Here is an 18,073-nt window from a genome sequence, read left to right as displayed (position 1 = left end):
TCTAATAAAATGAATTTTCTTAATTATATTGAAAGTGAAATCGTTGATAGGTGCAAGAACTTCTTAACATATGTTTTTTTTTCTGATAAGCTTACAAGATGAAAATTAACCTATAAATAGGAGGATTCATTTTTGGAATATGGAATTATAATATCAATTGGAATATACATGGCAGGCATGCTGTTAATTGGTTATTTGGCCTATCGGAGAACGGCCAACTTAACGGATTACATGCTTGGCGGCCGGAACTTGGGACCAGCTGTAACTGCATTGAGTGCAGGTGCTTCCGATATGAGCGGCTGGCTGTTGATGGGTCTTCCCGGTGCAATGTACATAAGCGGGTTAAGTGCAGGCTGGATTGTCATCGGCCTGTGTGCAGGTTCTTATTTAAACTGGTTATTCGTGGCACCAAGACTTCGGACATATACGGAAGTGGCCGGCAATTCGATTACGATTCCCGACTTTTTGGGAAATCGGTTTAAAGATGGATCACGGATTTTGAAAGTTGTATCAGCATCGGTCATTTTAATCTTCTTCACCTTTTACACCTCTTCAGGTATGGTAGCAGGCGGTGAGCTTTTCCGCTCCGCTTTCAATTTGGATTACCGGTGGGGCATCTGGCTGACGGCGAGCGTTGTTATTCTTTACACATTATTTGGCGGATTCCTGGCTGTTAGCTGGACGGACTTCGTACAAGGTACGATTATGTTCATTGCCTTAATTCTAGTACCAGTTGTCACGATTGTAAATATTGGTGGCTGGGATCCTACCTTCAATGAAATAAAATCGATTAACCCGAATTTATTGCATGCTTTCGAAGGAACATCAACCATTGGCATCATATCTCTCCTGGCATGGGGACTTGGTTATTTCGGTCAGCCTCATATAATCGTTCGATTCATGGCGGTTTCATCTGTTAAAGAATTGAAAAGTGCACGGCGAATCGGTATGGGCTGGATGATTTTTGCTATCGTGGGAGCGATGTTCACCGGATTGGTAGGGATTGCTTATTTTAATCTGACAAGCAGTCCTTTAGGGGAAAAAAGTGCAGAGTCTGTCTTCATCATTTTAGCTAAAGAACTGTTTCCTTCTTTAATTACAGGCTTCTTGTTGGCGGCGATTTTGGCAGCGGTCATGAGTACGATTGCGTCTCAGCTGTTAGTTTCTGCAAGTGCCCTGACGGATGATTTCTATAAGCAGTTCATTCGGCCGAATGCATCGGATAAGGAATTAGTGCTAGTGGGCCGGTTTGGCGTTTTAGCTATTTCTGCCATCGCTCTCATTTTAGCTTTTAATCCAAGTGGTACGATCCTTAAATTGGTGGGTTATGCATGGGCCGGTTTTGGAGCGGCCTTCGGTCCGGTCATTTTGTTAAGCCTGTACTGGAAGCGAATGACGAAATGGGGAGCCCTGGCGGGAATGATTGTCGGTACCTCAACAGTAATCGTTTGGGAAATGATCGAAGAGTTAGCTGAAGTATACGAAATCATTCCTGGTTTCATCGCTGGAACAATAGCGGTCGTTGTTTTCAGCTTACTATCGGCCAAGCCTTCAAAAGTTATAGAAGAGGAATTCAATCAAGCCATCAAAAACCTCTCTTGATCATTTAAACCCAGTTGGTTTTTTAGATATAAAACAATGAACGCCATAGATATGGTACAATATCCAAAGAGTCCTTATGTGGAAAACATGAGGGCTTTTTTTGAGTGATTTGGGAATAATAAACCAAAAAACATTACAAAGGAAAAAACATGAACCAATCTCATAAAATTGCATGTAAAGTGGCTATTATATATATAATCATTGGGGTCTTATGGATTATCGTTACGGATTACATCTCTATGACACAGGCAAAGGCGGATGTTCAGATATATGCAATGTTTCAACATTCCAAAGGATGGATGTTCATTTTCATAACCGGGCTTGTCTTATACTTCATAATCAGGTATTGGACGGGGAAAATGTTGAGGTCCCAACAGGAATTCAATCTGAAGGATGAACAGTATCAGTCGCTGTTCAAGCATAACCCGGATTGTGTCCTTGAACTGAATCTCGAAGGAAATGTCGTTTCAATTAACCCGGAAGCTGAAAAGCTGTTAGGTCATCACAGTGACAATTTGAAAGGCAAGAATGCGAATCATCTCATCAACTGGAATGAAAAGGAAAAAGTATCTGTTTTCTTTATACAATCCCTTCAAGGTGAAGCCGTAAAATTCGAAACGACCATCCAGAATAAGAGTGATGAAAAGCGGATAATCCGTGTAACCTTTCTACCGATCATCGTTCAAGCGGAAATGCTTGGAGTATATGCAATCGTAAGGGATATTACTGAATTGCGGCGCGAAGAGGAATTGATGATCATGTCGGAAAAGCTATCTGTAATCGGACATCTGGCTGCTGCCGTCGCACATGAGATAAGAAATCCGCTGACATCTTTAAAAGGATTCGTACAATTAATGGACATGACACAGGAGGTCAACCCGCTGCATTCTGATATCATGTTGAAGGAAATTGACCGAATTAATATTATCTCAAGTGAACTGTTGGTTCTCGGAAAGAAACAGGATGTCGCATTCCGAAGGATAGATCTTGCCGACAGTTTACAACAGGTATTCACGTTGATGCAAGCAGAGACGAATTTGAATAATATCGAAATGGGGTTTAGGGTTAAAACCGCTGAACCGATTTATATTATGGCTGATTCAATTGAACTTAAACAGTTGATAATCAATGTTGTCAAGAATAGCATTGAAGCGATTGAGGATAATGGGAAAATTGATCTGTCGCTGCAAATCCTCGATGATCAAGCTGTAGTCAGCGTGAGTGATAATGGCATAGGAATGATGCCCGAGCGCCTTGAAAGGATTGGTGAGCCTTTTTATTCGACGAAGGAAAAGGGCACAGGGATCGGACTTGCAATTTGCCGGAAGGTCGTTCATCGGCTTGACGGGGAAATGCATTTTGAAAGTGAGATAAACAAAGGGACGACGGTTACAATTCGTATTCCGTTGGCTACTGGACAAGAATAAGTGGTACTATGAAAGATAGGAAAAGTTTTATATTAAAGGAGAACGATATGAGCGAATTACCTGCATTAGTGAACGATAGAAAACCATATATACAAGAGGTCTGGAAAAAGTCCGGATTCGGACAACTTACCCCGATTCAAACTAAAGCGATTCCCGTGATTGTTGAGGGAAAAGACATCATGGCTGAATCACCGACTGGAACCGGAAAAACTTTAGCTTATTTACTGCCATTGTTAGAAAAGGTAGATCCTGAAAAAAAATCGCCGCAAGCTTTGATTTTGGCATCATCCCGAGAACTGGTCATGCAAATCAATGAAGAAATTCGCATTTGGTCAGAGGGAAGCGGCATAACGGGTGCAGCATTCATCGGCGGTGCTAATGTGAAAAGGCAGTTGGACAAACTGAAGAAGCATCCACAGGTAATTGCCGGAACACCGGGTAGAATTTATGAATTGATTGCCCAAAAGAAATTGAAGATGCATGAAGTTAAGACGATTGTACTAGATGAAGGTGACCAATTGATCACTCCAGAGCATATGGGTACGATCAATAATATTATCAAAACAACCCTCAAAGACAGGCAAATAATGGTATTTTCAGCAACTCTGCCAGAGGAAACGGAAAAAGCGGCCCGAGGATTCATGAATGAACCCGAAATGATAAAGGTCGATAAGCATGAAAAAATGGAATCGAAAGTGGATCATCTGTACTTTGTTGTAGAGAGACGGGAAAAATCCAAGATTCTTGAGAAAATCACAAGACTTAAAGATGTGAAGGCCCTTGCCTTCCTGAATGATATAGCAGAACTGAGCGTCTTACATGAAAAGCTGAGCTATAAAGGTGTTGAAATGGGCGTGCTTCACGGGGAATCCAATAAAGTCGACCGGGAGAAAGCGCTGCGCAAGCTTCGTTCCGGAAAATCCCCGATGTTGATAGCAACGGATGTAGCAGCTAGGGGGCTTGATATTAAAGGTCTTACTGCGGTCGTTCATATTGATATGGCTGATAATATCGATCAATATATCCATAGATCAGGGAGAACTGGGCGTGCAGGTGCAGACGGCACTGTTATTTCAATCGTAACGGAAAGAGAAGAGCGAGAGTTGAAAAAAATGGCTCGTGAACTGGAGATTCCATTAACGAGAGTAACCTTCTATGGTGGAAACATCGTAGTCGATGAATGATTTGGAAAAGAGATGGCCGTGGCGGCTGTCTCTTTTTTTTTACAAACACGATTAGGATTTAAGCAGGGAACATATACCATCCGACCAATTCTTAAAACTCCTCCTTTTCTCTAAAATTAAGTAGATGCTCAATTGAATTCACTCTACATGACCTATTCGCTGTCTTAAAATGGTGGAATTCCCAGTTAACCAAAAATATGCCGATGAAATGAGTGAACCTCCAACTGCAACGTACCAGTGAACAGGGTCATCCAGCAAGAGGAATAACGGGTTCATGAATGTCAAGATCGACAATTCCCCGGCTAAAATGGTCCTTAATCCTATAAAGAAGCATCCCCTGACACCAGCTGTCTGGAAAAAAGATGATACTCGGGCGTTTGATGGCTTAACGACTATGACCATGCTGAAACCTGCTAGGATGAACCGAAACCCTGCCAGTAACTTAGGGTGAAGTACGCTAAGCCAATTTGTCCTATAGCGAATGAAGAACCCCATTAAAGCAGTCGTTAATATAACCAGAAAACCAAAAATGGATTTGTTCATCTTGTGCCTGCCAAAATCTTTATCTATAAATTCGGATTGTGATATTAAATTATATTTACTAAATTCTGGAGTTTATTGATGGGGATATTCATGAATGAAAACGCTTCCTTTATATGGATTTTTGACATATGATAGCAATAGATATAGGTTAGGAGGAGACGATATGACAGGGAAGTATAAAAAGTTTGAAACGGCAGTCATACATGAAGGATATGACTCGAAGAAGCATTTAGGAAGCTTGGCAACACCCTTATTCCAAACCTCAACATTCACTTTCGAAACGGCCGAGCAAGGGGAACGGCGTTTTGCCGGTATAGAAGATGGATATATTTATTCACGCCTTGGAAATCCCACGGTACAAGTGCTTGAAGAAAAGATTGCCGCTTTGGAAGGGGGGGAAGCTGGCCTTGCTTTCGGCTCGGGTATGGCAGCGGTTTCAGCAGTGCTTTTTGCGTTAACTAAAACGGATGACCACATCCTGTGTTCACAGGGGTTATATGGATGTACATTCGGGCTTCTGCAGTTAATGAAAAATAAATACCGAATCACTCATGATTTTTGTGAAATGGATACAGAAGAACAGGTAAGGAAAATGATTCGGCCGGAAACGACCTGCATATATGTAGAAACCCCAATCAATCCGACGATGAAAATGATTGATTTAGAGATGGTAGTGAGAGTTGCGAAGGAATATAATGTAACGGTCGTAGTCGATAATACGTTTTCGACTCCCTACTTACAGAGACCGCTTGAATATGGATGTGATATCGTCCTTCATAGTGCGACGAAATATCTTTGCGGGCATGGGGATGTCGTTGCGGGCCTTGTTGTCGGCAAGAAGGAGTTTATGAATAAGGTAGCTGGAACTACACAGAAGGATATCGGTGGAATCATTTCACCATTCGATGCCTGGTTACTATTGCGGGGGTTAAAGACCTTGCCTGTCAGGATGGACCGTCACTCGGCCAATGCAATGGAGATCTTTCGAGAACTTAAGAAACATCCAAAGGTGAAAAAGGTATATTATCCAGGTGATGAAGCCTCACCGAATCATTATATAATGCAAAAACAGATGAAACATGGCGGCGGCATTATCTCTTTCGAATTGCATGGTACAAAAAAGGATGCCCAGGAATTCCTCAATAAATTGGAACTTATCAAAATTGCCGTTAGTCTAGGGGATGCCGAAACATTGATCCAGCATCCCGCCACCATGACACACTCTGCCATTCCTGAAGATTCTCGGGAACAAATGGGCATCAGTGACCAACTGGTCCGTCTCTCAGTTGGCCTTGAAGCTTGGCAGGACGTATGGCATGATCTTCGGCAAGCATTTTAGGCAGCCATATTTCCTTTCAGCTCCTTCTATTTTTGATGAAGATTGTGATGGACACGATAAAGATGAGAGCAGCCAGAATATAAGAAATGTCTGAGGTTACCGGGTAGGCGGCACCATTTCGGATCCCGATGCCTATGAACGCCCAAACGAATACGAGAGGATAGCACCAATCCCGGTTTTTACCTGCAAAGACAAAGGCCAGGATTGTTGCTGCAATCAGCAAAATGATTGTCCAAGCTACACTGGAAATCCCATAACCTTCCCATTTAATATAGGTAAGGTAATAAGAAATGTCAGCAATGGCAGCAACACTCACCCAGCCTGTATAAACGGAAAACGGAAATAAATCGAAAGCAGTATGCTCCACTTTTTTTATGCTTATATAAATGACCATTAATGTAGCCAAAAGCGCGATGATAATGAATACGGATAACAAAAAGTGTTCGTAATGCCAAGCCAAAAGCCAGGAACTATTCAGTACACAGCTTAAAGCGAACCAAGGGGAGGATGCCTTATAAACAGGGCTGTTAAGGTGGTTACCTAAAAACTGCCTGATTACCCAAATGGCCAGCAGAAAGTAGATAAAGCCCCATATGGAAAATACATAACCGGCAGGAGTGAAAAGGACATCCAATTTATCAGAGACCTCTCCTGATGTTTGGCCGTTTAATGGCAGGAAATTGGCTAGGAAATTCACTGTTACGACGAATAGAAAGAAAATCAAATTGGTGATGGCAATAAGCATGAGCTTCCTCCTTGTATGAATTGTGACTCCTATAACTTATTCCACCATTTAAGCATGTTTAATCTTTTTGGAGCACATCGGGGGTACTCGGAAATGAATTTCATTTTTCCATATAGAAAGGGATTTCCCGTAGTTAATTAACCATTTAAGTTTAGAAATTTCACATTCACTTTATGGCGATAAAATATTCAAAAATTCATATTAATTTAGTCCTTCGGGTCGTAAGATACCACAGAAAAAAATAAACCGCCTAAACCTTTGTTTTAAAGGGTTTGAGGCGGTTTTTATTTGTTCCATTTTCGTGTTTGGTAGGAAAGGTTGGCACAATTGAAGGGTGCATTGAATCGTATACTCCACATGAAATGCTAGCTTTAATGATAAACTAGAAGCCTTAATGAGGACTTTGTAAATCGTCAAGAAGTTCAACCTGAAGAAGTAGGGAAGTTAACTTTTTATTGTCTGAAAGTAATAACTGATAAAGGTTGTTATTTTTGGTTTGAATACAGAATTAGAAGACGAAAATAAAAGATTGGTCTATGAGGATAAATCACAGATGTTAGAAATAACCAGGCTTATGGGAGATTCATTTTAAAGAACGTGGATAGATAATTTGAAATCATTAAGCATCCATAAATATGGGTGTTTTTTAATTGCCTAAACATACAAACATCCGTTCTGAAATCGGATTCGAATACTCTGAATTTTTGTCCATCATTAGAGCAAAATTCCTAAAGAAAATCTTTATAGATAATATATAAGAAAACCCTCTGAATTCGATTGTAAAGTTATATTATCATCTATTCAATTGGGTGCTTTTTATCTTGGAGAAAGAAGATGTCAATATTTTTATTAATGGGGACAAGCACAAGCGTAAATTTAGTAAATCCATATTATATAACAATACATGATATGGAGATGATTATATGGGAAAACATGGTTGTAAGAAAAAAAAGGATAAAAAGTGTTGTAAAAAAGAGAAACACAGTTGTAAGAAGGTAAAAGATTGTTGTAAGAAAAAAGAGAAAAAGTGTTGTAAAAAAGAGAAACACAGTTGTAAGAAGGTAAAAGATTGTTGCAAGAAAAAAGAGAAAAAGTGTTGTAAAAAAGAGAGTAAAAAGCATTATTTTGAATGGAATAGTAAAATCAAAATCAGGTGGTAAGTACATTCCGATACAATATAGTAGTTTAGTTAATGGTAAGTTGCAAAGCACTAATTGAATTTAAATGGTTTAAATATTGCACTCATTCTGTGGGTGCTTTTTATTTTGGAGAAAGAAGGTGAGGAAATAGTATGGGTAAGCAGGCTTATTACAATAAATACAAACGTGATAAAGAAGCTAAGAAGTTCTATAACTCATCTGGTTTGAAGAAGTGCCGTGCTGTTGTATTGGCAGGAGACAATCATTTATGCCAGGAATGGTGGAAGAAACGGATCACACATGTAGACATGGTCCATCACATATAACTTGCAGCTAACTTGATTTTTAGTATGGCCGAGCTTATGGGCCAAGTCTTTATAGTATCCATTGTGTGGTCCAAACTCTTTTCATTCATTTACATAAACTAGTCATTAACATATTCGAGACTTGGGTTTAAACAAAAAATGTAAAGATTGCGGACATAGTAAATGCAAATGCGAATCTAAACAAGAACAAAAGATAGAGTAAAACGTCGAAGTGGATGTAAACGTACCTGCTAAGGATAAAAAAGGGAATAGGGACCTTCCCTTACACGTGGTTAAAAACGGAAGGATATACAAAGTATCCAAAATTACTTTTTTAAAATGGCTTGATGGAGAAGGGCAAGGAGATTGATTCCTTGTTCTTTTTATTTTGTCGTGGTAATATGTCATTAATTAAAAGTCAATTCAGTGGTAGTTTTTTGGTAGGATACTTGGAAGGAATGAACAATATTCAACAGGACTATAAAACATTTCGATAAATATCATAACCGTAAAAATCCTATTACATAGGCTTTTAAATAACAACATAATACTAGAAAGCGCAGCAATGTGTTGATAGTGTCCTTCGGGGTCGGGTGAAAATCCCAACCGGCGGTGATGAAGAAATTCTAAGCCCGCGAGCCTGATAAAGGCAGGATTTGGTGAGATTCCAAAGCCGACAGTACAGTCTGGATGGGAGAAGGACGTGTGGAACCCAAGTGTATACGTACGCCTAATTTTTCAAAAAAGAAAATATTGGGCTTTTTAGGTATACAGTTTTTTTCACTCATTTCTCCTGCTAACTCCTTAGGTCTTCCTAAGGGGTTTTTTATATTTTATAAAAGGGGGAAAAACATGTTTACGGGAATCATTGAGGATATCGGTACCGTCCATTCCTTGAAAAAAGGAAAAAGCAGTATGGAGCTGTCGATTCGTTCTGAAAAAATCCTTGAAGATGTTCATCTGGGGGATAGTATTTCAGTCAACGGGGTCTGCTTAACGGTAACGTCCTTCACGAAAAGTTTATTTACGGTCGATGTGATGCCGGAAACGGTCAAAGCTTCCTCGATCCGGACGTTAAAGTTGGGATCACCTGTGAATCTCGAACGAGCCATGAGTGCACAGGGAAGGTTTGGCGGTCATTTTGTTTCAGGTCATATCGACGGAACCGGAACAATCATAAAAAAAGAACGAAAAGAAAACGCCGTATATTATGTAATCCAATTGGAAGAAGGGCTCAGTACCTTTTGCATTCCAAAAGGATCTGTAGCCATTGATGGAACGAGCTTGACGATATTTGGAATCGAACGAAACCTTTTGACTGTATCACTGATTCCATTGACTCATCAGGACACCGTATTGGGGCAAAAAGCGGCTGGCGATATAGTTAACATCGAAAATGACATGATAGGGAAATATATTATACATCAAATGAAAACTGGTGATTCAAAACCAGGGTTGAATTTAGAGTTTTTGGCAGAGCACGGATTCTAATAAAAGGGCGGTGTAATGATGTTCCATACAATTGAAGAAGCGATCGAAGATTTGAAAGCTGGCAAGATAGTAATCGTATCCGATGATGAAGATCGTGAAAATGAAGGGGATTTTGTCTTGTTGGCCGAAAAGGCGACGCCGGAAGCGATTAATTTCATGGCGACTCATGGACGAGGTTTGATTTGTACAACCATTACTGAAGAATTGGCAGGGAAATTGAACCTGCATCCTATGGTAGGAGAAAATACCGATCATCATGGTACTGCTTTTACTGTTAGTGTCGATCATAAAAGCACTTCCACAGGAATCAGTGCTTTTGAACGGTCATTGACGATACTTGAGCTGCTTAAAGAGGATTCGGTCGCTGAAGATTTTCAAAGGCCTGGTCACACTTTTCCGATAGTCGCTAAAGAAGGCGGCGTACTGAGGAGGGCAGGACATACGGAAGCTTCGGTGGATTTGGCAAAGTTATGCGGTGCCGCTCCAGCTGGTGTCATTTGCGAGATCATGAATGAAGATGGATCGATGGCACGCGTATCCGATTTGGAAGTCATCGCTGAGAAATTCAACCTGAAATTCATCACGATAGCCGATTTGATTCGGTTTCTTCAACAAAGTGATACAATCGGGAAACAGGAATTTGAACTGAACATCCCGAATGCTTAAGGAGTTTAGCGCATTTATATGAACAAAAAATGATATCTGTATAATAATTAGGAGGAATTGGACATGGGGAAAATTATTGAAGCACAATTAATCGGATCAGGATTGAAAGTAGGAATCGTTGTAGGAAGATTTAATGAGTTTATCACAAGCAAGCTTTTAGGAGGGGCATTGGATGGCCTTAAGCGTCATGGTGTTGATGAGAATGATGTTGACATCGCATGGGTCCCGGGTGCTTTTGAACTTCCGTTAATTGCGAAGAAACTTGTGAATACAGGTAAATATGATGCGGTAATCGGTCTTGGAACGGTAATCAGGGGTGCCACTTCACATTATGATTATGTGTGCAATGAAGCAGCTAAAGGCATGGCATCCGTTTCCTTGGACACAGGTGTACCGGTTATCTTCGGATTGTTGACAACTGAGAATATTGAACAAGCCATTGAACGTGCCGGAACTAAATCAGGTAACAAAGGCTATGAAGCTGCCGTTAGTGCCATTGAAATGGCCAACCTTGGAAAATTGATAGAACAGTGATTTCACATAAGGAGTCCGCAGGGATTAACATTTCCTGCGGCTTTTTTTTTGATGTAATGGATTTTAGGTTATGTTACTCAGGCTCTGTTGAATGTGATTTGTGGCATGACGGCTATTTTAGTTTTTTTTTTTTGTATTAATTAAGGCAATTGTGATTTGACTCAGATTTTCCCCTGTTATTTGGACAATCCTGAAATGGCCATAAGGGCCACTTGTTGGTGGGGTGCCTAGAAAAATAGATAGAATGAGGCATAAAGTGATCATTGAATACATGATCATGATGTCTAAAAGCATTATGGTTTGTTGTGCTCCCCTGTCTGTTTTAAGGGAGTACATGGAATCCACGATTTCAAAGTAATGTGTTTTCATTATATATTGGTGTAAATTCTGGAAAATAAAGAATCATAAGTGGGTTTTTCAAAAAAAAAAAGAACAAAAGCATCGCGTAATGGAAGCATGGTAAATTATGCGGATATGATTATGCTACAATTGTAAAGATTGCAATTGAAATTCATGTCTTTAGGGAAAAGTAAATTTATTAGTTATTAGGAGGGGTTTGTGTGTACCATCTCTTTACACATAATGATTTAGATGGAGTCGGTTGCGGCATTGTAGCTAAGCTGGCATTCGGAGAAGAAGTAGTTGTTAGTTATAATTCAATCGGTCGCCTTAATCAGAATGTAGGAGCATTTCTTGAGCAGGCTAAGATTGAAGATACATTGATTGTTACTGATTTATCGGTTGATGAGGATAACGAAAAAATGATTACTCAGTTTGTGGAAGATGGAGGTAAAGCGCTGCTGATCGATCATCATAAGTCAGCGTTGCATTTGAATGAACATGATTGGGCATCTGTAACTGTCGAACAGGAAGACGGTAAACAGACGGCAGCAACTTCATTATTCTATCAGTATGCTGTTGAAAATAAATTTCTGGAACCTTCAAGCATTATCGCTGAATTCGTTGAATTGGTCCGTCAATACGATACGTGGGAATGGGAAGTCAATAAAAATTCAACGGCAAAACGGCTGAATGACCTGTTTTTCATGATTCCGATAGAGGAATTCGAAATGAAAATCGCAAATAAGTTATCGACGGCTGAAAGTTTTACTTTTGACGAAGTGGAGCAAACGCTTCTGAATGTTGAGGAGAGTCGGGTTGATCGGTACATAAACAGGAAAAAAAGAGAAGTTTATCAGGCTACGGTCGGTCCCCATACAGCTGGGGTGGTCCATGCAGAGTCATACCACTCAGAATTGGGAAATGAACTGTCGAAAGAGTTCTCGCATCTGGATTATATCGCCATCCTGATGGTAGGGAGTAAAAGAATCAGCTTCCGGACAATCCACGATGACATAGATGTTTCTGAGGTTGCTGGAAAGTACGATGGTGGCGGCCATCAAAAAGCCGCCGGTTGTACCATGTCCGAAAAGGCTTATAGTCAATATGTCGAAAAGACATTCTTTGCCGAGCCCCTTAAACGCGATGCACATAAAAATCAATTGAATGTAAAGGAATCCCCAGAGGGTTGCCTATATTCAACGAGAGATAAAAAGGACATATTCATCTATGAAGATGAAGAAGAAGAATGGATTGTTGAAATCAATGGAAAACAACAGAAAAAAACATTTGATACATTTGGGGAAGCTGAAAAATACATGAAGCGAAAATACGCGGCATGGCTGGCCCATGATGAAAGATATGAAGAGTTTGTCAATAAAGGATGAATAGGAAAGCGGCTGTCCGAATGGGACAGCCGCTTTTGAATTAATTCCATCTAGTTCCGAAATTCATGATTTTACCTTTTAAGCGGGACAGGATGTACGATAGTGCGTGACTGTTTTTTTGGAATGGTATTTTGGCGATGAAGAATTGCATTGATTTCTCCGCCGATCACAAAGATCAGACCACTCAAATATAGCCAGAGCATCAAGATGATAACGCCTCCTAAACTGCCATAAGTGGAAGAATAGTTGGCAAAGTTACTGATATAGAATGAAAATCCAAGTGATATTCCCAGCCAAAGTACAGTTGCGGTCACTGCCCCAGGGATGACGTGTTTAATGGGAAAGCTTTTGTTCGGTGCAAAACGATATAGAAAGGTCAGGACGAGTGAGATGACCACAACCGCGATAACCCACCGTAACAAGCTGAATAAAATTTGCATTTCTTCAGGGATCGGGATGACTTGCTGTAGTAAATCGATGATGACTTTTCCGAAGACGGGGAGACCTAACATGACGATGAATGCGACAACCAAGCCTAATGTCAATACAATGGAGATGAAGCGGGCTTTAATGAAATTCCTTGTTTCTTCAACATCATAAGCGATATTCATGGAATGAATGAACGCATTCATTCCATTTGAAGCGGACCATATGGTGCCAAGGAAACCAAAAGTCAGTAAGCCGCCGTTCCGCTCAGATAATATGTTGATGATATTTTTCTCAATGACTTCCATCGTCTCCGTAGGCATGAAGGTTTTTATGGTGTCCAGTGCTGTCTGAATATCAATATTCAGATAAGGTAATATGGACAGCAGTAAAATGAGCAAAGGGAATAGGGCGAGTAAATAGTAATAAGCTTGTTCAGCTGCCAGCCCCGTCACGCGATCCTCCTTTATTTCTTTAATCAGTTTCTTTGAAAATTTTATCGACTTATTCATCCGGGCATCACTCCTGAATAGTTACTTAGGTTATCTGCTTCTTTTCCCTCTGTTCATGCAAGTTAATCCTCAAATGAAAAGAAATTGAAAGGGGCTTCCCAAAAAAGAAGTCCCTTTCATGTTAATCCTCGCGCTTGTATAAGCTTGTGACAATGATATAACCTGCAATTACTCCAATGATCGCATTTAATGTGGTTGATTCATTTTCTCCGAAGTAACCAAAAACAAATTTGGAGAGAGGCAAATCTTTAAATAATCCAGTAAAGTACAAAATCGGAATGATAGAGAGGTAAAGGAATGGTAAGCCAAGAATGATCAGCCTTAACCAATTCACTTTCCAATGCACCTTTTTAGAAAAACTTTGCAGAATTCGGGGAATGGCGAGTACCATGCCCAGGAAAATCGGGAATGAAGATCCGAACAGCAAGTATCCCTTAATCTCGTAAGTTTCGCGACTAACTGTAAATAGGTGCTGTTGGTACTTCAAGCCTATGAATAATACGCCCAATACTACCACTAGGCAGATTAAATATCTAATGGCTCTTTTTAAAGAAAGACTCATTATTTCACGCCCTTTTTATAACAATTATAGTAATGTTAGGGGAATTATGTAAGTTATTCCAGGTGGGCTATTAAAGGTTAACAGAAAAAAGGCCAGATAGCATGTCTGGCCTTTTTGTCTATTGTACTTCTTTTCCTTGTTCCTTTTGAACCTTCGGAGGGGTCCATTTGAAGACTTTATTTAGGATATTATAGATGTGTTTGGATTCTTTTGTAAGGATCGGCCCAAGAATCGCTAAGGTCAAAACATAAAGTGCCGCAAACGGGGTTAGTATAGGCATTAAACCGCCAGCAATGCCTAGGTTGGCTAAAATGATGGAGAATTCGCCACGTGAAACAATCGTTAAACCGATGTTTGCGGAAGCTCTGTGAGATAAACCGGATTTGCGTCCGGCAATCATACCAGCGACAAAGTTACCGATTATAGTGATGATGACGGCTCCAAGAACCATCCAGACAGCTCCGCCAAGGGTCGTCGGATCGATGCTCAAGCCAAAGCTGAAGAAGAATATGGCCCCGAAGAAGTCCCTAAAGGGAATGACAAGTTTCTCAATCCTGTCGCTATGTTCCGTCTCAGAAAAGACTAGGCCGAGCAGTAATGCACCAATGGCTTCCGCAACATGAATCGTTTCCGAGAAACCTGCAATAAAGAATAGTAATGCAAACACGACGATGATAAAAATCTCATCTGATGTAATATTGAATAATTTGTTAAGGATCCCAGATGCTTTCCGGGCGATAACAAAAAATACAAGCATATACCCAATTGCGATTAAAGTAGAAAGTAACGTTCCCCAAATGGAACCAGAGGAGCTTAATACCAATCCGGATACGACTGAAAGATAAACAGCGAGGAAGATATCTTCAAACATGATGATGCCGAGGATTAGCTCCGTTTCATTGTTCCCGGTCCTTTTAAGGTCAACAAGTACCTTTGCTACAATAGCACTTGAAGAAAAACTGATGATCCCGGTTAATATCAGAACCTCTTTTAATGGAAGTCCGAGCAGGAAACCATATACAAAGGCCATTCCGGCGTTGATCACAATGTAATACGTTCCGCCTGTCACGATATTTTTCCCGGACTTCATAAGTTTTTTTACGGAAAATTCCAGACCTAAGTAAAACAGGAGGAATAAGATACCGACACGTCCGAGGAACGCTATGATTTCATCACTTTCAATGAAACGCAGGTCAATTAATCCGAATTGTGGGGCATGGGGACCAACGAGCATCCCGATGATAATTAATAGTGGAACATTTGAGATTTTGAATTTACCTGCAACGAGAGCAGCTAATGCTACTAGAAGTAGGGCAGTTCCCACTTCAAAGACTAAATGGTCCATATGAGCTTAGTCACTCCTTTCGTCGGTCAATAATTCTCTTGTCAGGTTACGGATATCTTTTCTTTCACCAGATATCACAAGGGTATCGCCTGTTTCGATGATAGAGTCAGGGCCAGGATTATTCAGTTGTTTTTTTCCTTTTTTCGAATGGGCGATGACGGTTACATTATAATTGCTCCTTATATCAATCGCACCGATCGTTTGATTGATGGCCTTAGAACCTGGTTCCACTTTGAACCATTCAATCACTAAGTCACCCAATGACATTTCAATCGTTTCAAGTGCTTGTGGTTTATAAACCATGCCGCCTATGATGGAAGCCATTTGCCGGGATTCCTGATCGTTAAGGGTGATGCTCGATATGACGTCTTCATGTTCATTATCAAAATGGTACAATTCCCGACGGCCGTCATCGTGAATGACAATTACTAACTTTTCATCATTTCTCGTTATGATTTCGAACTTTTGGCCAATACCAGGAAGTTCACTTTCTCTAATTCTCACTGGAATTCCTCCTTAAAATGTTGGTTAGAGTCAATAGAAGATAGCAGAATGTTTATAAGTTAACGTCAATAATCGTCTTGAATTTCTTCTCCTTTGATATGCCGATGTATTTTAATGTCTCCGATGGACTGGAATGATGGTAATGCTTTTGTATCAAGGCCAGTGACACTCCTTGTTTATAGGCATGGTAGCCAAAAGTTTTACGCATCGAACTTGCTCCGAATTTGCCTGTCAGACCTGCACCTTCCACAGCATCATGGATGATTCGGTGTGCCTGTTGACGTGTAATCGGCTTTTTTGTCTTAGGAGAAAGAAATATAAATTGACCTTCGATAACCTTCGAGCCTTTAAGGTATTCTTGTAAGGCGGTACGGACTTTCAGGTTCAAATAAATTTGGTTGACCTCATCATTTTCCATCCGTTGCTCATAAAATTCCTTGATTTTTCCAGTTTCATCAAGAACGTTGGCGACGGTTATTTCGAGCATTTCATTTATCTTCATACCTGTATTGATGCCGAGTACAAACAATAAATAATCCCGACTGGAGTGCGCTCGTAAATAGGTTTTAATTTTGCTGATTTGATTGATATCCTTAAAGGCTTCTACATATTCCATAAATCTTCTCCTCTTACCAATGTAACATAATTATACTATATCACAACTTATGTAACATTGCATGCGTTTAGTCCTGCAGGAATGATCCTTCTTCAAAAAAGCAACGCATACTGTCGAACGTAAAAACCCTTTTTCTTATTCTCTACTCAAACGAGGTAAAATATATCAGTGAAGTTATTTAACTTTAAAACATGGAGATTGCTCTTGCACCCTGGGAACATAAGGCTGGATAGATAAAAAAAAGAAACCCCAAGTTGGGATTCCTTCATCTTTTTAGTATACGGCTTTTTGTAATTTGTGAATGACCTCAAGTGAAAGCCCGGTTCCGATGGCGACTGATTCAAGCGGATTATCTGCAAGTTTGACTGGGACGACAATTTCATTCGTCAACCATTCTTGTATCCCGTTGAGAAGTGCACCCCCGCCGGATAAGATGACACCTTGATCGACGATATCCCCGCTCAATTCAGGTGGACAATCTTCCAAAGTGGCCCTTATTGCTTCCAATATATGAAGAAGCGATTCCTGGATGGCTTCCTGGATATCAGTGGATGATATTGTAATCGGCTTTGGAAGACCCGTTACAAGATCGCGGCCCCTGACTTCCATGGTGATCACGGGATGTTCAACTAGTGCGTAGCCGATTTCTTTTTTTATTTCCTCGGCTGTTCTTTCCCCAATCAGCACATTATGTTTTTTTCTAACATATTGGCTGATATCTTCATCCAATTGATCTCCGCCAATTCTTATCGAATTGCAAGAAACGACGCCGCCGTAAGATATGATCGCGACCTCAGTCGTGCCCCCGCCGATATCAACGATGACATTTGCAACCGGCTCTTCGACAGGCAGGCCTGCACCTATTGCTGCTGCTACTGGTTCCTCGATAAGGTGGACCTGTTTGGCTCCGCAGCTTTTTACTGCATCCTGAATGGCCCTTCTCTCAACTGATGTGGAACCTGATGGTGTACAGACCACCACACTAGGTTTTCGAATCGAAAAGCCTAGGGCCTTACTTGCTTTTTTCATGATTTCCCGAAGCATTTGCGCCGTTACATCAAAATCCGCAATGACACCGTCCTTAAGTGGACGGATTGCCACGATATTTCCAGGTGTTTTCCCGATCATGTTTTTTGCATCCACACCAACTGCCAATACTTTATTAGTCTCTATATCAATGGCCACCACTGATGGCTCATTAAATACGATTCCTTTATTTTTACTGTAAACTAGCGTATTTGCAGTTCCTAAGTCAATGCCTATTTCTGTATTTGATAACATTTAGTCACCCCTCCATAAGAGTTTGACCCCTATATACTCATTCTACCTTTTGTAGCGAGTTTGTGGGGGTGGGAAATCTAGTAAATAGTGGAAGTGCATTGCTGTTTCTTTTAATGGAGCGAATA

17 protein-coding genes, 1 pseudogene and 1 riboswitch are annotated in these 18,073 nt (G+C 40.4%); of the genes and pseudogenes, 10 read left to right on the top strand and 8 right to left on the bottom strand.

What is annotated here, in order from left to right; translation table 11 throughout:
- Positions 1-132: 132 nt before the first annotated feature.
- The 3 genes from putP (at position 133) to QUF86_RS02840 (ending at position 4,213) form a co-directional block, all read left to right on the top strand.
- Positions 133-1,602, top strand: a complete 1,470-nt coding sequence (putP, locus tag QUF86_RS02850; protein WP_289318109.1) for a sodium/proline symporter PutP — start codon at positions 133-135, stop codon at positions 1,600-1,602.
- A gap of 149 nt (positions 1,603-1,751) precedes the next feature.
- The gene (locus QUF86_RS02845) at positions 1,752-3,029 is read left to right on the top strand and encodes an ATP-binding protein (protein WP_289333569.1); all 1,278 of its coding nucleotides are present in this window, start codon (positions 1,752-1,754) and stop codon (positions 3,027-3,029) included.
- A gap of 47 nt (positions 3,030-3,076) precedes the next feature.
- Positions 3,077-4,213 (top strand): DEAD/DEAH box helicase, encoded by a 1,137-nt coding sequence (locus QUF86_RS02840; protein WP_289318107.1) that lies wholly within the window; start codon positions 3,077-3,079, stop codon positions 4,211-4,213.
- A 138-nt stretch (positions 4,214-4,351) separates the two neighbouring features.
- Here QUF86_RS02840 and QUF86_RS02835 read toward each other — a convergent pair whose 3' ends face one another.
- Positions 4,352-4,756, bottom strand: a complete 405-nt coding sequence (locus QUF86_RS02835) for a hypothetical protein (RefSeq protein ID WP_289333568.1) — start codon at positions 4,754-4,756, stop codon at positions 4,352-4,354.
- Positions 4,757-4,919: 163 nt separating this feature from the next.
- Between QUF86_RS02835 and megL the strand changes: the two genes are divergently transcribed.
- Entirely contained in the window at positions 4,920-6,095 is a 1,176-nt protein-coding gene (megL, locus tag QUF86_RS02830; protein WP_289333567.1) for a methionine gamma-lyase, read from the top strand.
- A gap of 16 nt (positions 6,096-6,111) precedes the next feature.
- Here the strand turns inward: megL and QUF86_RS02825 are convergent, their stop codons facing one another.
- Positions 6,112-6,840: a TspO/MBR family protein gene (locus tag QUF86_RS02825; RefSeq protein WP_289333566.1), complete on the bottom strand. Its 729-nt coding sequence runs from the start codon at positions 6,838-6,840 to the stop codon at positions 6,112-6,114.
- Between the two features lie 923 nt (positions 6,841-7,763).
- Here QUF86_RS02825 and QUF86_RS02820 point away from each other — a divergent pair.
- The 6 genes and pseudogenes from QUF86_RS02820 to QUF86_RS02795 all read left to right on the top strand — a co-directional run bounded on the left by QUF86_RS02820 (position 7,764) and on the right by QUF86_RS02795 (position 12,702).
- On the top strand, positions 7,764-8,000 hold the full coding sequence (locus QUF86_RS02820) for a hypothetical protein (protein ID WP_289333565.1): 237 nt from the start codon (positions 7,764-7,766) through the stop codon (positions 7,998-8,000).
- Positions 8,001-8,131: 131 nt separating this feature from the next.
- Positions 8,132-8,305 carry a hypothetical protein gene (locus QUF86_RS02815; protein WP_289333564.1) on the top strand — a complete coding sequence of 58 codons (174 nt, stop codon included), beginning with the start codon at positions 8,132-8,134 and terminating at the stop codon, positions 8,303-8,305.
- A gap of 554 nt (positions 8,306-8,859) precedes the next feature.
- A riboswitch (FMN riboswitch) is annotated at positions 8,860-8,990 on the top strand.
- A 146-nt stretch (positions 8,991-9,136) separates the two neighbouring features.
- Positions 9,137-9,775 carry a riboflavin synthase gene (ribE, locus tag QUF86_RS02810; RefSeq protein ID WP_289318101.1) on the top strand — a complete coding sequence of 213 codons (639 nt, stop codon included), beginning with the start codon at positions 9,137-9,139 and terminating at the stop codon, positions 9,773-9,775.
- Between the two features lie 18 nt (positions 9,776-9,793).
- Positions 9,794-10,432, top strand: a pseudogene (gene ribB, locus QUF86_RS02805) (3,4-dihydroxy-2-butanone-4-phosphate synthase); the annotation flags it as partial.
- Between the two features lie 72 nt (positions 10,433-10,504).
- Entirely contained in the window at positions 10,505-10,975 is a 471-nt protein-coding gene (gene ribH, locus QUF86_RS02800) for a 6,7-dimethyl-8-ribityllumazine synthase (protein WP_289318100.1), read from the top strand.
- Positions 10,976-11,535: 560 nt separating this feature from the next.
- On the top strand, positions 11,536-12,702 hold the full coding sequence (locus QUF86_RS02795) for a DHH family phosphoesterase (protein WP_289318098.1): 1,167 nt from the start codon (positions 11,536-11,538) through the stop codon (positions 12,700-12,702).
- 71 nt (positions 12,703-12,773) lie between these two features.
- Here the strand turns inward: QUF86_RS02795 and QUF86_RS02790 are convergent, their stop codons facing one another.
- The 6 genes from QUF86_RS02790 to mreBH form a co-directional block, all read right to left on the bottom strand.
- Entirely contained in the window at positions 12,774-13,640 is an 867-nt protein-coding gene (locus tag QUF86_RS02790) for a YihY/virulence factor BrkB family protein (RefSeq protein ID WP_289333563.1), read from the bottom strand.
- Between the two features lie 121 nt (positions 13,641-13,761).
- Positions 13,762-14,202 carry a hypothetical protein gene (locus tag QUF86_RS02785; RefSeq protein ID WP_289333562.1) on the bottom strand — a complete coding sequence of 147 codons (441 nt, stop codon included), beginning with the start codon at positions 14,200-14,202 and terminating at the stop codon, positions 13,762-13,764.
- Between the two features lie 118 nt (positions 14,203-14,320).
- Positions 14,321-15,547, bottom strand: a complete 1,227-nt coding sequence (locus tag QUF86_RS02780; RefSeq protein WP_289318095.1) for a cation:proton antiporter — start codon at positions 15,545-15,547, stop codon at positions 14,321-14,323.
- Positions 15,548-15,553: 6 nt separating this feature from the next.
- Complete coding sequence (locus QUF86_RS02775; protein WP_101224892.1) at positions 15,554-16,051, bottom strand: cation:proton antiporter regulatory subunit; 498 nt, start codon at positions 16,049-16,051, stop codon at positions 15,554-15,556.
- A 52-nt stretch (positions 16,052-16,103) separates the two neighbouring features.
- The gene (locus QUF86_RS02770) at positions 16,104-16,667 is read right to left on the bottom strand and encodes a tyrosine-type recombinase/integrase (RefSeq protein WP_289333561.1); all 564 of its coding nucleotides are present in this window, start codon (positions 16,665-16,667) and stop codon (positions 16,104-16,106) included.
- 273 nt (positions 16,668-16,940) lie between these two features.
- Entirely contained in the window at positions 16,941-17,948 is a 1,008-nt protein-coding gene (gene mreBH, locus QUF86_RS02765; RefSeq protein WP_289318093.1) for a rod-share determining protein MreBH, read from the bottom strand.
- Between the last annotated feature and the right edge of the window lie 125 nt (positions 17,949-18,073).

Origin of the sequence: Peribacillus sp. NJ11 (assembly GCF_030348405.1) — a bacterium.
Taxonomy (GTDB): Bacteria; Bacillota; Bacilli; order Bacillales; family DSM-1321; genus Peribacillus.
Note: the sequence above shows the minus strand (reverse complement) of the source record. Positions and strands in the feature narration are given on the sequence as shown.

Coding starts and splice junctions, on each gene's coding strand:
- QUF86_RS02770 (WP_289333561.1), bottom strand. CDS start 16,667: ATGGAATATGTAGAAGCCTTTAAGGATATCAATCAAATCAGCAAAATT.
- QUF86_RS02790 (WP_289333563.1), bottom strand. CDS start 13,640: ATGAATAAGTCGATAAAATTTTCAAAGAAACTGATTAAAGAAATAAAG.
- QUF86_RS02785 (WP_289333562.1), bottom strand. CDS start 14,202: ATGAGTCTTTCTTTAAAAAGAGCCATTAGATATTTAATCTGCCTAGTG.
- QUF86_RS02840 (WP_289318107.1), top strand. CDS start 3,077: ATGAGCGAATTACCTGCATTAGTGAACGATAGAAAACCATATATACAA.
- QUF86_RS02780 (WP_289318095.1), bottom strand. CDS start 15,547: ATGGACCATTTAGTCTTTGAAGTGGGAACTGCCCTACTTCTAGTAGCA.
- QUF86_RS02820 (WP_289333565.1), top strand. CDS start 7,764: ATGGGAAAACATGGTTGTAAGAAAAAAAAGGATAAAAAGTGTTGTAAA.
- QUF86_RS02845 (WP_289333569.1), top strand. CDS start 1,752: ATGAACCAATCTCATAAAATTGCATGTAAAGTGGCTATTATATATATA.
- mreBH (WP_289318093.1), bottom strand. CDS start 17,948: ATGTTATCAAATACAGAAATAGGCATTGACTTAGGAACTGCAAATACG.
- megL (WP_289333567.1), top strand. CDS start 4,920: ATGACAGGGAAGTATAAAAAGTTTGAAACGGCAGTCATACATGAAGGA.
- ribE (WP_289318101.1), top strand. CDS start 9,137: ATGTTTACGGGAATCATTGAGGATATCGGTACCGTCCATTCCTTGAAA.
- QUF86_RS02825 (WP_289333566.1), bottom strand. CDS start 6,840: ATGCTTATTGCCATCACCAATTTGATTTTCTTTCTATTCGTCGTAACA.
- ribH (WP_289318100.1), top strand. CDS start 10,505: ATGGGGAAAATTATTGAAGCACAATTAATCGGATCAGGATTGAAAGTA.
- QUF86_RS02815 (WP_289333564.1), top strand. CDS start 8,132: ATGGGTAAGCAGGCTTATTACAATAAATACAAACGTGATAAAGAAGCT.
- QUF86_RS02835 (WP_289333568.1), bottom strand. CDS start 4,756: ATGAACAAATCCATTTTTGGTTTTCTGGTTATATTAACGACTGCTTTA.